Annotated in this window: 13 protein-coding genes; 2 read left to right on the plus strand and 11 right to left on the minus strand. The window is 70.4% G+C overall.

Translation table 11 applies throughout. From position 1 onward, the window contains the following. The 11 genes from ccoS to ABTV91_RS08510 form a co-directional block, all read right to left on the minus strand. Window positions 1-210 (minus strand): cbb3-type cytochrome oxidase assembly protein CcoS, encoded by a 210-nt coding sequence (ccoS, locus tag ABTV91_RS08460; protein WP_153192034.1) that lies wholly within the window; start codon window positions 208-210, stop codon window positions 1-3. Then, on the minus strand, window positions 210-2639 hold the full coding sequence (locus ABTV91_RS08465) for a heavy metal translocating P-type ATPase (RefSeq protein ID WP_433854088.1): 2430 nt from the start codon (window positions 2637-2639) through the stop codon (window positions 210-212). Before ABTV91_RS08465 ends, ccoS begins: the two co-directional genes overlap by 1 nt. Before the next feature lie 8 nt (window positions 2640-2647). Then, window positions 2648-3151 (minus strand): FixH family protein, encoded by a 504-nt coding sequence (locus ABTV91_RS08470; RefSeq protein WP_433851032.1) that lies wholly within the window; start codon window positions 3149-3151, stop codon window positions 2648-2650. Next, a complete protein-coding gene (locus tag ABTV91_RS08475; RefSeq protein ID WP_433851033.1) occupies window positions 3148-4698 on the minus strand; it encodes a 4Fe-4S dicluster domain-containing protein in 1551 nt (516 codons plus the stop codon). The genes ABTV91_RS08470 and ABTV91_RS08475 overlap by 4 nt, the downstream gene beginning before the upstream one ends. Window positions 4699-4851: 153 nt before the next feature. After that, window positions 4852-5151 carry a hypothetical protein gene (locus ABTV91_RS08480; RefSeq protein ID WP_054664328.1) on the minus strand — a complete coding sequence of 100 codons (300 nt, stop codon included), beginning with the start codon at window positions 5149-5151 and terminating at the stop codon, window positions 4852-4854. After that, window positions 5148-6086: a cytochrome-c oxidase, cbb3-type subunit III gene (ccoP, locus tag ABTV91_RS08485; RefSeq protein ID WP_433851034.1), complete on the minus strand. Its 939-nt coding sequence runs from the start codon at window positions 6084-6086 to the stop codon at window positions 5148-5150. Before ccoP ends, ABTV91_RS08480 begins: the two co-directional genes overlap by 4 nt. Then, a complete protein-coding gene (locus tag ABTV91_RS08490; RefSeq protein WP_433851035.1) occupies window positions 6086-6244 on the minus strand; it encodes a cbb3-type cytochrome oxidase subunit 3 in 159 nt (52 codons plus the stop codon). The genes ccoP and ABTV91_RS08490 overlap by 1 nt, the downstream gene beginning before the upstream one ends. After that, window positions 6241-6870 (minus strand): cytochrome-c oxidase, cbb3-type subunit II, encoded by a 630-nt coding sequence (gene ccoO, locus ABTV91_RS08495; RefSeq protein WP_433851036.1) that lies wholly within the window; start codon window positions 6868-6870, stop codon window positions 6241-6243. The genes ABTV91_RS08490 and ccoO overlap by 4 nt, the downstream gene beginning before the upstream one ends. 15 nt (window positions 6871-6885) lie before the next feature. Further along, window positions 6886-8325 carry a cytochrome-c oxidase, cbb3-type subunit I gene (gene ccoN, locus ABTV91_RS08500; protein ID WP_433851037.1) on the minus strand — a complete coding sequence of 480 codons (1440 nt, stop codon included), beginning with the start codon at window positions 8323-8325 and terminating at the stop codon, window positions 6886-6888. Window positions 8326-8523: 198 nt separating this feature from the next. Then, window positions 8524-8982: an azurin gene (gene azu, locus ABTV91_RS08505; protein ID WP_433851038.1), complete on the minus strand. Its 459-nt coding sequence runs from the start codon at window positions 8980-8982 to the stop codon at window positions 8524-8526. Between the two features lie 504 nt (window positions 8983-9486). Then, window positions 9487-11550, minus strand: coding sequence for a 3-hydroxyacyl-CoA dehydrogenase NAD-binding domain-containing protein (locus ABTV91_RS08510; protein ID WP_433851039.1), 2064 nt, complete (start codon window positions 11548-11550; stop codon window positions 9487-9489). Between the two features lie 369 nt (window positions 11551-11919). On the opposite strand from ABTV91_RS08510, the gene rpoE reads away from it, so the two are divergent. Together rpoE and ABTV91_RS08520 are read left to right on the plus strand one after the other, a co-directional pair. Next, entirely contained in the window at window positions 11920-12540 is a 621-nt protein-coding gene (rpoE, locus tag ABTV91_RS08515; protein ID WP_153192518.1) for an RNA polymerase sigma factor RpoE, read from the plus strand. Next, window positions 12537-13400 carry a sigma-E factor negative regulatory protein gene (locus ABTV91_RS08520; RefSeq protein ID WP_433851040.1) on the plus strand — a complete coding sequence of 288 codons (864 nt, stop codon included), beginning with the start codon at window positions 12537-12539 and terminating at the stop codon, window positions 13398-13400. The genes rpoE and ABTV91_RS08520 overlap by 4 nt, the downstream gene beginning before the upstream one ends. Window positions 13401-13482: the final 82 nt, after the last annotated feature.

Genomic DNA, 13482 nt, shown 5'->3' on the forward strand with positions numbered 1-13482 from the left:
TCAGCGTTCGCGGGCAGGGTCCGCAGCGCGGGCGTCCGCGTCGGCGGCCTGGCCGGGCGGCGGGGCGGGGCGGTCGTTGTCCTCGAGGATGTCCAGCGCCGGCGTGTCGAGATCGTCGAACTGGCCGCGCTTGACCGCCCAGATGAAGGCGGCCACGGCCAGTCCGAGCAGGACCAGGCTGATCGGGATCAGCATCAGCAGGATGGCCATCAGGTTGCCTCCATGGGCGTCTTGACCCGCGCCAAGCGCAGGGCGTTGAGGGTCACGATCAGCGAGGACAGGGCCATGCCCAGCGCCGCCAGCCATGGCGTGACCCAGCCGGCCGCGGCCAGTGGCAGGGCCAGCAGGTTGTAGCCGGTGGCCCAGGCCAGATTCTGGCCGATGATGCGCTGGGTGGCACGCGCCAGCGCGATCGCGGCGGGAATGCGGCGCAGGCCGCCGCCGGTGGTGACCAGATCGGCGGCGCGGTGCGCCAGCGAGGCGCCTTCGCCCATGGCGATGGAGACATCGGCACCGGCCAGCACCGGCGCGTCGTTGAGGCCGTCGCCGACCATCGCCACGACCCGGCCTTCGGCCTGCAGGCGTCGCACCAGTTCCAGCTTGTCCTCGGGCGACTGCCTCGCGTGCGTATCGTCCAGGCCCAGCGTCGCCGCCATGCGCTGCACCGCCGCCTCGCCATCGCCGCTGGCCAGGTGCACGCGCAGGCCCTGTGCGCGCAGCGCGGCCAGCGCCTGCGCGGCGTCGTCGCGGGCGCGTTCCTCCAGCACGAAGCGGGCCGCGGCGCGCTGGCCGTCGCCCAGCCACAGCGCGCCGTCGTCCGGCTGCGCGGCGGCGAAGTCGGCGCGTCCCAGCCGCCAGTGGCGGCCATCGACCAGGCCCTGCACGCCGCGTCCGGGTACCGCTTCCACCTGGGTGGCGGCCAGCGCGCCGGCGCCGCCGCGGGCGAAGGCGGCGGCCAGCGGATGGCCGCTGTCGCGTTCCAGCGCCGCGGCGATGTCCAGCGCGGTGGGGGTATCCAGCGATGCGTCCAGCACCTGCGTGGCGGCCAGCACCGGGCGGCCGTCGCTGAGCGTGCCGGTCTTGTCGAACACGATGTCGGTGGCGCGCGCCAGCGTGTCCATCGCGTCCGGGCGCACCGCCAGCAGGCCGATGCGCGCCAGCGCGCCATGCGCGGTGGCCAATGCCGCGGGCACCGACAGCGACAGCGCGCAGGGGCAGCTGATGACCAGCAGCGCCAGGGTGACTTCCAGCGCGCGTCCGGGCTGGTAGTGCCACCAGCCGGCGAACACCGCCAGCGCCACCGGCAGCAGCGCCAGCACGAATCGGCTGCCGATGCGGTCGGCCAGGCGCGCCAGCGCGGGGCGGTGCTCCTGCGCCTGTTCGACCAGCCGCGCCAGCTGCGACAGGCGGGTGGCGGTGCCGGTGAGGGCCACGCGCAGCCGCGCCGGGCGCTCGCGGCAGACGGTGCCGGCGTAGACCGGCTCGCCGGGCTGCTTGCGCACCGGCGCCGATTCGCCGGTCAGCAGGGCTTCCTCGAACCACGCCTCGTCGTCGCCGTCGCCGAGCAGCACGCCGTCGGCCGGCACCGCCTCGCCGGCGGCCACGCAGGCCACGTCGCCCACGTCCAGCGCCGCCAGCGGCACGGATTCGCGCCGGCCGTCGGCCAGTTCGCGGGTGGCGAAGGCCGGGCGCGCGCGCGCCAGCGCGTCGACCTGCGCGCTGGCCACCGAGCGCGCGCGCTGTTCGAGCATGCGCGCGGCCAGCAGCAGGAACACGAACATCACCGCCGCGTCGTACCAGACGTGCGGGCCGCCGCGGAGGGTCTCCAGCAGGCTGGCCAGGTAGGCGAGCAGGGTGGAACTGGCGATCAGCACGTCCATGCCCAGGCGGCGTTCGCGCAGTTCGCGCATCGCCCCAGACAGGAACGGCCAGCCGGAATAGAACACCACCGGCGTGCACAGCAGGAAGGTCAGCCAGCGGAAGAAGTCGCGCGTGGGCACCGGCATGGTGCTGTTGAAATCCAGGTACAGCGCCTCGGCCAGCATCATCGCCTGCAGCATGCCGAGCCCGGCGATGCCCAGCCGCAGCAGCCAGCGCCGGCGCTCGCGCGTGCGCTGCCGCTCGGCGGCCTCGCTGCCGGCCAGGTACGGGCGGTAACCGAGCATCGCCAGCCGCCGCAGTGGCGCCGACAGTGCGGTGCGCGCCGGGTCCCAGGCGATGCGGATGCGGCCGGTAACGGCGTTGGCGCCGCAGTCGATCACGCCCGGCTCGCGCGCCAGCGCACGGTCGATCAGCCAGGCGCAGGCCGCGCAGCGCATGCCGTCGGTCAGCAGGGTGATCTCGCGTCCGCCGGTGACCTGACGGCTGTGCTCGGCCTGCACGTCGGCGCGGTCCCAGACCGCCAGGTCCGGCAGGTCTTCGCCGACGCGCGCGGCGTTGGCGCTGCGCAGGCGGTAATAGCCGTCCAGGTCGGCGCTGGCGATCCACTCGGCGGCGGCGGCGCAGCCATGGCAGCAGAAGGCGTGCATGCCGCCGCCCAGCGCCGCCAGGTGCGGCTGGGCCGGCAGTGCTTCGCCGCAGTGGTGGCAGGTGCCGGTGGCCGCCGTGAAGGCGGGCGACCCGGCCGGATCGGCGACCACGGCCAGGCTCAGTGTTCCCCGCCCAGCGAGGGGGAGAGGCGGGCGGCGTGCTGCTGCCTGGGCAGGCGGCCGTGCAGGCGCCAGCGGCCGTCGCCGTCGCGCAGCTGCACCACCCAGTCGTGCTCGGCGTCCACGGCCTGCTGGACGCGCCAGCCCGGGCCCTGCGGCGCCAGTTCCAGGCGCAGGTCGTCGGACTGGCGGGTGGGGTGTTCCAGCACCAGCTGCAGCGGCGCGCCGGTGGCGAACCTGCCGGTGGCCGGCAGGACCTCGACCACGCCGTCCTCCACGCGCAGCACCGCGCTCAGGCCCAGCTTGCGGGCCGCTTCGTCCGGGCCCAGGTCGGTGGTCTGGATCTGCGACACGCGCTGCACCGGATCGGACACGACGTCGGCGCCGCCGGAGCGCACCGCGACGATCACCAGGCCGACGCCGGCCACGATGGACAGCAGCGGCAGGCCGACCACCAGCCAGAACACGGGGATGCGCCAGGGGGATTTCGAGCGTTCGTTCATTGCACCGGACCAAAGAAACTGCTGTCGACGACGCGCTTCTCGCCGCCGTCCTCGCGTTCGACCACGAAGCGCAGGGCGCGGCGGCCGCTGACCTCGCCGTCGGCGACCACGTTCAGGGCCACCGGCAGCACCTGCTCGGGACCGGCCTGGACCTCGGTCTGGCCCTGCAGGCGCAGCCCGGCGTCGGCCGGCTCCAGCATGATGCGGTAGCGCCGGGTCTCCTGGCTCTTGTTGATCAGCTTGAGCGTGTAGTCGTTGGCGATGCTGCCGTCGGCGGACTGGCGGTACAGCGCGTTGCGGTCGCGCAGCACCTCGGCGATCAGCTCGCTGCGGTGGGTCACGCCCCACACCCAGGCGCCGCACAGGCCCAGCAGCAGCAGGCCGTAGACGAAGATGCGCGGGCGCAGCACGCGGGTCGGCTTGCCGTCGATGGCGTTCTGCGTGGAGTAGCGGATCAGCCCGTGCGGGTAACCCATCTTGTCCATGACCTCGTCGCAGGCGTCGATGCAGGCGCCGCAGGCGATGCACTCGTACTGCAGGCCGTTGCGGATGTCGATGCCGGTCGGGCAGACCTGCACGCAGATGGTGCAGTCGATGCAGTCGCCCAGTTCCTCGGGCGCGAACTTCGGCAGCGGCGCGACCTCGGCCAGGTCGCCGTCCCAGGTGATCGTGCCCTTGGCGTGCGCGGCCTGGGTGGCGGCCGACGGATGGCGGCCGGCGCGGAACACGTAGTCGTAGGCGACCGACGGGATCAGCAGGCCGCGCGCGCGTTCCAGCACGCTGCCGAGGCCGCGCTTGCGCGGGCCCCTGGGTTCGCCGCGCATCGGGTCGTAGGCGATCAGCAGGGTGTTGCGGTCGAACATCGCGCTCTGGAAGCGCGCGTACGGGCACATGTACTTGCACACCTGCTCGCGCAGCACGCCGGCGTTGCCCCAGGTGGCCAGCGCGTAGAACAGCACCCAGAAGGTTTCCCAGCCGCCCCACGCGAACGGCACCAGGCGCGCGCCCAGGTCCTTGATGGGAGTGAAGAAGCCGACGAAGGTGAAGCCGGTCCACAGCGCGAACAGCAGCCACAGCAGGTGCTTGCTGCCCTTGCGCAGCACCTTCTCGCCGTTCCACGGGCCGGCGTCGAGCTTCATGCGCCGGGAGCGGTCGCCCTCGGTCCAGCGCTCCATCCACAGGAAGGTCTCCGTCCACACCGTCTGCGGGCAGGCATAGCCGCACCACAGGCGCCCGGACAGGGCGGTGGAGAAGAACAGGGTCATCGCCGCGATGATCAGCAGCAGCGCCAGGAACAGGAAATCCTGCGGCCAGAACACCAGGCCGAAGATGTAGAACTTGCGTGCGGGCAGGTCGAACAGCACGGCCTGGCGGCCGTCCCACGACAGCCACGGGAACAGGTAGTACATGCCCAGCAGCCACACCACCGCGGCCACGCGCAGGCGGTTGAAGCGCCCGGAGACGTCGCGCGGGTAGACCTTGCGCTCGCTGACGTAGAACGAATTGCCCTGGTCGTCCACGACATCCAGCGGAATGCGCTTGCTCATGGCGTGCGTTCCAGGGCGGCCGCCGCGGACGGCGAGGGAGGGAGCGGGAACGGGCGGGTGACGGTCATGACGTGGGCGTGGCGATTGCTGCGCGGGGGCGGTCAGTATCGGTCCGTACGCGGGACGCGGAAGCGACGGATTGTCGCAGCCGCCTCAGCGATCAGGAGGCAGGGCGCGGTTGAAGCGGCTGGCGGGCCGCAGCAGGATCCAGGTGAACAGGCTGGAGGACGCGGTGGCCAGCCAGAACATGGCGAAGCCCAGCGTATAGCCGAGCTCGCGCGAGATCTGCAGGTCGGGGAAGGTCATGTCGCGCAGCGTCAGCGGGTCGACGAAGGCGAAGAACACCATCGTCGCCACGCCGGCGGCGAAAAAGCTGGGCCAGGCGATGGCCCCCACGCGCTGGGCCAGCGGACGTGGGGGATGGTCGAAGCGTGGCTCGCTGAAGTCGGTCACTTTGCGCTCGTGCTGGCCTTGGTGTCCGCCTGATTATGCGACAACGACCAGACGTAGGCGGCGACCAGGCGGGCGCGGGTTTCGCCGAGCAGTTCGCGGTGCGCCGGCATGCTGCCGTGGCGGCCTTCGGTGATCGTCTTGTGCAGGCTTTCGCGGCTGTTGCCGTAGAGCCAGTAGTTGTCGGTCAGGTCCGGCGCGCCGATGTCCTGGTTGCCCTTGCCGTCCACGCCGTGGCAGGCCACGCAGACGCCGTCGTACAGCTTCTTGCCGCGGGCGGCCATGTAGTTGTTCTGCAGGGTTTCCGGGGCCGACAGGGTGCGCACGTAGGCGATGGTGTAGTCGACCGCCTCCGGGCCGCCCATGCCGGTGAGCACCGTGCCCCACTCGGGCATGACGCCTTCGCGGCCGTCCAGCACCGTCTCCAGCACGCGCTCGGGCGAACCGCCCCAGTGCCAGATGTCGTCGGTCAGGTTCGGGTAGCCGATGGCGCCCTGGCCCGAGGAGCCGTGGCAGGTGGCGCAGGTGTTGCCGAAGATCGAACTGCCCAGCGCCAGCGCCTTCGGGTCCTTCGCCAGCTGGTCGATCGGCTGGCCGGCGTAGGGCTTGAAGGTCTGCTCCAGCTTGGCGTCCTCGACGGCCTTCTCCTGGGCGTGCTCGCCCTTGGAGGTCCAGCCGCTGTAGCCGGGGATGTTGCCCAGGCCGCCGTACCAGAACAGGTAGCCGATGGCGAACACGATGGTCAGGTAGAACAGGTTGATCCACCAGCGCGGCAGCGGCTTGTTGTACTCGGTGATGTCGCCGTCCCAGGTGTGCAGCGTGTCCTCCGGCTTCGGGTCGCCGGGGCGGCGGCGCGCGGTCCACCACAGCAGCCACACGCAGCCGAAGATGTTCAGCGCAACCAGGGCGATGACGTACCACGTCCATCCCATGCTCATCATCTGCGCTCTCCCCCGTTGCCGTATTGCACGTTGTCCTCTTCCAGCGGCAGGCGTGCCGCATCCTCGAATTCACGCTTGCGCTTCGGGCTCCAGGCCCATATCCAGCCGCCGACGAACAGCACCAGCAGCAGCGCGGTCACGATGCCGGAGATCATGGCTGGCCTCCCCGCGGCGCATGCCGCCCCAGGCCCTGCAGGTAGGCGACGACCGCATCCAGCTCGGTCTTGCCCTTGACGTCCTCGGCGGCGCTGGCGAGCTGTTCGTCGGTGTACGGATCGCCCAGGGCCTTGAGCGCGCCCATGCGCCTGGCCACGTCGGCGCCGTCGATCTCGTTTTTCTCCAGCCATGGGAAGCTGGGCATGTTCGACTCGGGCACCACGTCGCGCGGATTGATCAGGTGCACGCGGTGCCAGGCGTCGGAATAGCGGCCGCCGACGCGCGCCAGGTCCGGACCGGTGCGCTTGCTGCCCCACTGGAAGGGACGGTCGTAGACCGATTCGCCCGCCAGCGAGTAGTGGCCGTAGCGCTCGGTCTCGAAGCGCAGGGTGCGCACCATCTGCGAATGGCAGTTGTAGCAGCCCTCGCGGACGTAGATGTCGCGCCCGGCCAGTTCCAGCGCCGGGTAGGGCTCCACGCCTTCCAGCGGTTTGATCGCCTCGGCCTGGAACATCAGCGGCACGATCTCGGCCAGGCCGCCGAAGGACACGGCGACCGCGATCAGCACCGCCATCAGGCCGACGTTCTTCTCGACTTTCTCGTGGGGATTCTTGTTCTCGCTCATGGGGTTCCTTCCTCCTCAGGCACGCACTTCGGAGGCGTCGACGGGCAGCAGCGGCTGCGGTTCGATCGCGGGGGCGGTACGCCAGGTGCGCCAGACGTTCCAGGCCATCAGGCACATGCCGCTCAGCACCACCAGGCCGCCGCCGAGGCGGATCAGGTAGTACGGATAGGTGAACTTCAGCGACTCGACGAAGGTGTAGGTCAGGGTGCCGTCGTCGTTGGTCGCGCGCCACATCAGGCCCTGCATCACGCCGGCGATCCACATCGAGGCGATGTACAGCACCACGCCGATGGTGTGCAGCCAGAAGTGCGTGTCGACGGCCTTGACCGAATACATCTGCTCGCGGCCCAGCAGCTTGGGCATCAGCGCGTAGATCGAGCCGATCGAGATCATCGCCACCCAGCCCAGCGCGCCGGCGTGTACGTGGCCCACGGTCCAGTCGGTGTAGTGCGACAGCGAGTTGACCGTCTTGATCGACATCATCGGGCCTTCGAACGTGGCGATCATGTAGAACGACACGGCCACGATCAGGAACTTCAGGATCGGGTCGGTGCGCAGCTTGTGCCACACGCCGGACAGGGTCAGCACGCCGTTGATCGCGCCGCCCCAGGACGGCGCCAGCAGGATCAGCGAGAACACCATGCCCAGCGACTGCGCCCAGTCGGGCAGGGCGGTGTACTGCAGGTGGTGCGGGCCGGCCCACATGTACACCGCGATCAGCGCCCAGAAATGCACGATCGACAGCCGGTAGGAATACACCGGGCGACCGGCCTGCTTGGGCACGAAGTAGTACATCATTCCCAGGAAGCCGGCGGTCAGGAAGAAGCCCACCGCGTTGTGGCCGTACCACCACTGCACCATCGCATCCACCGCGCCGCTGTAGACCGGGTAGGACTTGGTCAGGCCGGCGGGGATGGAGATGTTGTTGACGATGTGCAGCAGGGCGATGGCGATGATGAAGCTGGCGTAGAACCAGTTCGCCACGTAGATGTGCTTGACCCGGCGCTTGGCGATGGTGCCGATGAACAGCACCGCGTAGGCCACCCACACCGCGGCGATCAGGATGTCGATCGGCCACTCCAGTTCGGCGTATTCCTTGCCCTGGGTGTAACCCAGCGGCAGGGTGATGGCAGCGGCCACGATCACCAGCTGCCAGCCCCAGAACACGAAGGCCGCCAGCTTGTCCGAGATCAGCCGGACGTGGCAGGTGCGCTGCACCACGTGCAGGCTGGTCGCGATCAGCGCGCAGCCGCCGAAGGCGAAGATCACAGCGTTGGTGTGCAGCGGCCGCAGCCGCCCGTAGCCGAGCCACGGAATGCCCTCGCCGAGCGTCGGCCAGTAGAGCTGGGCGGCGATGATCACGCCCACCAGCATGCCCACGATGCCCCAGACCACGGTCATCACCGCGAACTGGCGCACCACCTTGTCGTTATATGTCCCCTGCACGCTTTGCATGCGGCCTGATCCTCAGTCTGAACGGGGGCATCATCCCCGTATGGAGCACTCCGGGCATTGACTTGGATCAATGCGTGTCCCGGGCGGTTTGCAGCCATCCACGGACCGCGATGGGCCGTTGGATGCCATCCTGAACAGTATATGACGCAGGCCCGGGCGACAGGGTCGCCCGGGCCTGCGTCGCTCGGTACGGCGGAATCAGCGGGTGACGACCAGCTTGCCCTTCATCATGGCCGAGTGGCCCGGGAAGGTGCAGTAGAAGCTGTAATCGCCGCCGGCGGTGAGCTTGTTGCCGGGGAAGCGGACCTGGGTCTTCTGCCCGCCGCCGATCAGCGTGGTGTGGGCGATCACGCGGGCATCGTTGGCCGGCACGTAGTGGTTGGCCGCCCCGGCGCGGATCGCGTCGCGGTTGACGCCGGCCATGTCGGCGGTGGCCGAGACCACCACGTTGTGGCCCATCGCCGCGGCCGGCAGCTTGCCGGTGTGGGCCAGCTCGATGGTGATGTTGGCGCAGCTGGCCGAAACGGTGGCTTCCTTGAGATCGAACTGCATCGCGTCGTTGCCCTTGAGCGAGACGGTGCAGTTGCCGGCAGCCTGGGCCGCACCGGCGGCGCCGATCAGAGCCAGGGCGAGGAGAAGGCGGCGCGAGGTTTTCATGGGGGTGCTCCTGTGGGATATGCGATGGACGCGGCGTGCGGCCTGGCCGTCACGGCCCGGCGCGAGGGTGTGCCGGGCGACGGGGATAGATTCGGCCGCTGCGCGCCGGATTGCCTTGATCTGGGTCAATCGGCGCGCAGTCGGTCGTGTTCCGCGATATCGACATGCGTTTTCCCGGCGGAGCCAGGAGCAGGCCGAATGGAAAGGTTCATCGCCGATCACCGGGAAAACCGGCCTGTGCGGGAATGTCCCTTTGCAGGGCGGAGCAAGGCCCCGCTGAAGTTTTGCCGGCGAAGGCCCGCCACGCCGCGGGATGCCGTGTTCCCCTCCCGTTGTCCGTGCCGCGGCCCGGGTGATCTACGGTGAGCAGCAACGCCGCCTGGGGTGGCTTTCTGGCAACGCTGGTCGATGGCCCGGAAGATTGCCGCCACGGATGGCGGCAACAAAAAAAAGCCGGGGCTGCGGAGCAGCCCCGGCCGTGTCGTCGCGAAGGTCGCCCGAGGGTCAGGCGATGGGTTCGCGCAGCACCAGCATGTCCCAGCCCGGGCGCGGCGCGAAACGGTCGCCGTGGCGCGCCTGCAGGGTCCTGAGCCGGTCGACCAGTTCGTCGGCGCCGGTGGCGCGGATGTGCTGGATCGGGCCGCCGCGGAACGGCGCGAAACCGGTGCCGAAGATCACGCCGGCATCGAGCAGGTCGGCATCGGCCACCACGCCGTCGTGCAGGCAGGCCACCGCCTCGTTGAGCAGCGGCAGGATCAGCCGGTCTTCCAGGTCTGACGGGGCCTGGTAGTCCTTGGCCACTTCCGGCTTCACCGCGCGGCCGTTGTCCCAGCGGTAGATGCCCTGGCCGTCCTTCTTGCCGCGCTTGCCCGGTTCCACCGTCGCCAGCGCGGCCGGGATCTGCAGGCCCAGGAACGGCGCCAGTTCCCTGCCGACGCTGGCGGCCACGTCCAGGCCGACGGTGTCGAGCAGTTCGATCGGGCCCATCGGCATGCCGAACTTCACCGCCGCGCGGTCGATCACCGGGCCGGGGATGCCCTCGGCGTAGGCGGTGGCCGCTTCCAGCATGTAGGGGAACAGCACGCGGTTGACCAGGAAGCCCGGGGTGCCGGCCACCGGCACCGGGAACTTGCCCAGCGCCTTGCAGAACGCGGCCAGCCGCTGCGCGGTTTCCGGCGCCATGCGGTCGTGGTGGATGATTTCCACCAGCGGCATCTGCGCCACCGGGTTGAAGTAGTGCAGGCCGGCGAACTGCGCCGGGCGGGTGATGTGCTCGCGCAGCTCCACCAGCGGGATCGAGGAGGTATTGCTGGTCAGCAGCGCGTCGGCCTGCATGCGCGGCTCCAGCGACTGGTACAGCTCGCGCTTGGCTTCCGGGTTCTCGATGATCGCCTCGATCACCAGGTCGGCCCTGGCCACGCCGTCGCCGGCCAGGTCGGCCTTCAGCCGCGCCGCCACCTCCGGGCGTTTGGCCGGGTCCTTCACCTTCTTCTCGAACAGCGCCTGGGCGCGGGCCATGGCCGGGTCGATGAAGCGCTGCTCGCGGTCCTGCAGGGTGACATCGAAGCCCTTGTAGGCCGCCCACGCCGCGATGTCGCCGCCCATCACGCCGGCGCCGACCACGTGCACGTGGCGGATGCCAGCGTCCTTGCCGCCCAGGCCCTTGAGCCGTTCGGTCAGGAAGAAGATGCGGATCAGGTTGCGCGCGGTCGGGCCGCCGGCCAGCTTGACCACCGCGCGGCGCTCGGCGTCCAGGCGCGCCTGGATGCCGCTGCCGCCGCTGCGTTCCCAGGTCGAGATCAGCGCGTAAGGCGCCGGATACTGGTCCTTCTTGGCCTTGCGCGCGACCTGCTTGACCATCTGCGGGGCAAGGATCTTGCGCGCCAGCCAGGTATTGGTGGCCCAGGCGGTGGCGCGCTGCTTGAACGGCCGGGTCACGCCGGACTGCAGCAGCGACACCGCCGCGTCGACCAGCACCGCCGGCGCGGCCACCTTGTCGACCAGGCCGATGCCGCGCGCGGCCGAGGCCGACAGCGTGCGCCCGGTCAGCATCATGTCCATCGCCGCCGGCGCGCCGACCAGCCGCGGCAGGCGCGCGCTGCCGCCCCAGCCCGGGAAGATGCCCAGCTGGGTTTCGGGCAGGCCAATGCGGGTGGACGGATCGCTGGACGCCACGCGGTAACGGCAGGCCAGCGCCAGCTCGGTGCCGCCGCCCAGGCAGTGGCCGTGGATCGCGGCGACGGTCGGGCAGGGCAGTTCGGCCAGCTTCTGGTAGGTGGACTGGCCGCGGCGGATGGCGTCGTTGACGGTGCCGCGCCGGTCGAACTCCTGGAACTCCTTCAGATCGGCGCCAGCGATGAAGCCGGCGGCCTTGGCCGAGCGGATCACCACGCCCCTGGGCGGGTCGATCGCCAGCCGCTCGACGATGTCGCCCAGTTCCAGCAGCACGTCCTGCGACATCGCGTTGACCGGACTGTCGCGGCGGTCCAGGGCGAGCACGACGATGCCGTCGTCGCGGATCTCGGCCTGCCAGTGAGTGAAGCGGAGCCCATCGAAACCTGAAAGCATGGGACGTTCCATCCGGTTGTGTATGGAGAAGATCGCTATGATCCAGAGGTTGTTTCCCCGGCGTCAAATCCCAATGCTTGGGAAGCAGGGCGTTCGCGCCGGCCGGTCATCGCCGACAGGCTATCCGAACGCGGGTTGGAACATGTTCACGTCCCTGTTGCGCCCGTCACGGCGGTCGACGTGCGGTGCCCGGTATGCTCGCGTGTTGCCTGCGCGCCGGCCTCCGGAACCGCGCAGGTTGCACGCACCGCGACGGTAAACAGGATCTGAAGGCCGGTACGGCGGCCCGGGAACGGGGCGCTGAACTTTTTCCGCCACAGGCGGTCTCATTGCCCGACGTCGGTTGGGCTGACAGGAGTGCGGCCCTTTATGGCCGAGGTTGAAACACCGCAGGAGCTGGATCTGGAGCTGGTCCGGCGCGTGCAGCGCGGCGAGAGCGCGGCGTTCGATGTCCTGGTGCGCAAGTACCAGCACCGCATCGTCGCGCTGATCGGGCGCTACATCGCCGACTGGAGTGAATGTCAGGACGTGGCCCAGGACACTTTCGTGCGCGCCTACCGCGCGATCGGGAATTTCCGTGGCGACGCCCAGTTCTATACCTGGTTGCATCGAATCGCAGTGAATACCGCCAAGAACTACCTTGCCGCGCACAACCGGCGCCCGCCGACCGACGATGTCGAGATCGGCGACGCCGAACAGTTCGACGCCGGCGCGCGCCTGCGCGACACCGACACGCCCGAACGCGAACTGATGCGCCAGGAGCTGGAACAGACCGTGATGAAGGCGGTCGACGCGCTTCCCGAGGAGCTGCGTTCGGCCATCACGCTGCGAGAGGTGGAAGGCATGAGCTACGAGGAAATCGCACAGAAGATGGGCTGCCCGATCGGCACGGTGCGTTCGCGGATCTTCCGCGCCCGCGAGGCCATCGACGTCCAGCTGCGCCCGCTGCTGGATACCGCCAGCGCCACCCGTGAAAGGAGCCGCGCATGAATGTTTCCGGTCGCGAGGCGGCGGTCGATGCCGCCGACAAGTTCGAACTTCATTACCGGCAGCAGCTGTCGGCGCTGGTCGACGGCGAGCTGCCCACCGACGAGGCGCGTTTCCTGCTGCGCCGGCTCGAGCATGACGGCGAACTGTCCGGGTGCCAGGAGCGCTGGCAACTGCTTGGCGACGCGCTGCGTGGCCAGGCCTGCGCGCTGGCGCCGGCCGGTTTCGAGCTGAAGGTCCGCGAGGCGATCGCCGCCGAGGCCGGTCACGCGCGGCCAGCGGCCGGGCGGCAGGCGCGGCATGCCGGCTGGCGGCGCTGGGGCGGCGGCGCCGCGCTGGCGGCCTCGGTCGCGGCCGTGGCCCTGTTCATGGCGCGCGGGCAGCTGCCCGAACCGACGGTACCGGAAACCGTGATCGCCACCGCCGCGCAGGTTCCCGCCACGGCGGTGGTGGCCGATGCCGGCCCGGCCGCGGAGACCGGCGCCGAGGCCGGGTTGGCCGTGGCGGCGCCGGCCGTGGCGGTCGCGGCGCTGCGGCGGGCGGAGGCTTCCCCGGCGCGGCGCGGCAGCGCCACCCGTACCCAGCAGGCGGCGCGCAGCGTCGCCGCGCGGCAGGCCGAACCGGCGCGCGCGGTGGCCGCGCAGGCGCCGCTGCCGGCCCTGCGCCGCGATCCGTTCGCCGACCCCGGCGGCGTGCTGCAGGCACGTCCCTGGCCGCGTTCGAGCCTCTCGCCGGCGCTGTCCGGCAATGCCTTGAACGCCAGCCTGCCCGCGGAAGGCGGGGCGACCTTCTACCCGTTCGAACCGCGCATGCCCTCGCAGGGCGGGGCCGCGGAGCCGGACGCGCAGATGCCGCGGCACTGACGCTGGCAGTCCTTTCCGCACCCGTGCCTGCGCGGCGGGTGCCGTTCCCCCGGAATTTTCCCGTCCTGCGGTCCGCGCCGGA

It is taken from the genome of Stenotrophomonas nitritireducens (assembly GCF_050984405.1).
Lineage (GTDB): Bacteria > Pseudomonadota > Gammaproteobacteria > Xanthomonadales > Xanthomonadaceae > Stenotrophomonas > Stenotrophomonas nitritireducens_B.

What these genes read in the sequence shown, in the direction of transcription:
- ABTV91_RS08520 (WP_433851040.1), top strand. Translation starts at nt 12,537, where the DNA reads ATGAATGTTTCCGGTCGCGAGGCGGCGGTCGATGCCGCCGACAAGTTC.
- ccoS (WP_153192034.1), bottom strand. Translation starts at nt 210, where the DNA reads ATGGCCATCCTGCTGATGCTGATCCCGATCAGCCTGGTCCTGCTCGGA.
- ccoN (WP_433851037.1), bottom strand. Translation starts at nt 8,325, where the DNA reads ATGCAAAGCGTGCAGGGGACATATAACGACAAGGTGGTGCGCCAGTTC.
- azu (WP_433851038.1), bottom strand. Translation starts at nt 8,982, where the DNA reads ATGAAAACCTCGCGCCGCCTTCTCCTCGCCCTGGCTCTGATCGGCGCC.
- ABTV91_RS08470 (WP_433851032.1), bottom strand. Translation starts at nt 3,151, where the DNA reads ATGAACGAACGCTCGAAATCCCCCTGGCGCATCCCCGTGTTCTGGCTG.
- ccoO (WP_433851036.1), bottom strand. Translation starts at nt 6,870, where the DNA reads ATGAGCGAGAACAAGAATCCCCACGAGAAAGTCGAGAAGAACGTCGGC.
- ccoP (WP_433851034.1), bottom strand. Translation starts at nt 6,086, where the DNA reads ATGAGCATGGGATGGACGTGGTACGTCATCGCCCTGGTTGCGCTGAAC.
- ABTV91_RS08510 (WP_433851039.1), bottom strand. Translation starts at nt 11,550, where the DNA reads ATGCTTTCAGGTTTCGATGGGCTCCGCTTCACTCACTGGCAGGCCGAG.
- ABTV91_RS08475 (WP_433851033.1), bottom strand. Translation starts at nt 4,698, where the DNA reads ATGAGCAAGCGCATTCCGCTGGATGTCGTGGACGACCAGGGCAATTCG.
- rpoE (WP_153192518.1), top strand. Translation starts at nt 11,920, where the DNA reads ATGGCCGAGGTTGAAACACCGCAGGAGCTGGATCTGGAGCTGGTCCGG.
- ABTV91_RS08490 (WP_433851035.1), bottom strand. Translation starts at nt 6,244, where the DNA reads ATGATCTCCGGCATCGTGACCGCGCTGCTGCTGGTGCTGTTCGTCGGC.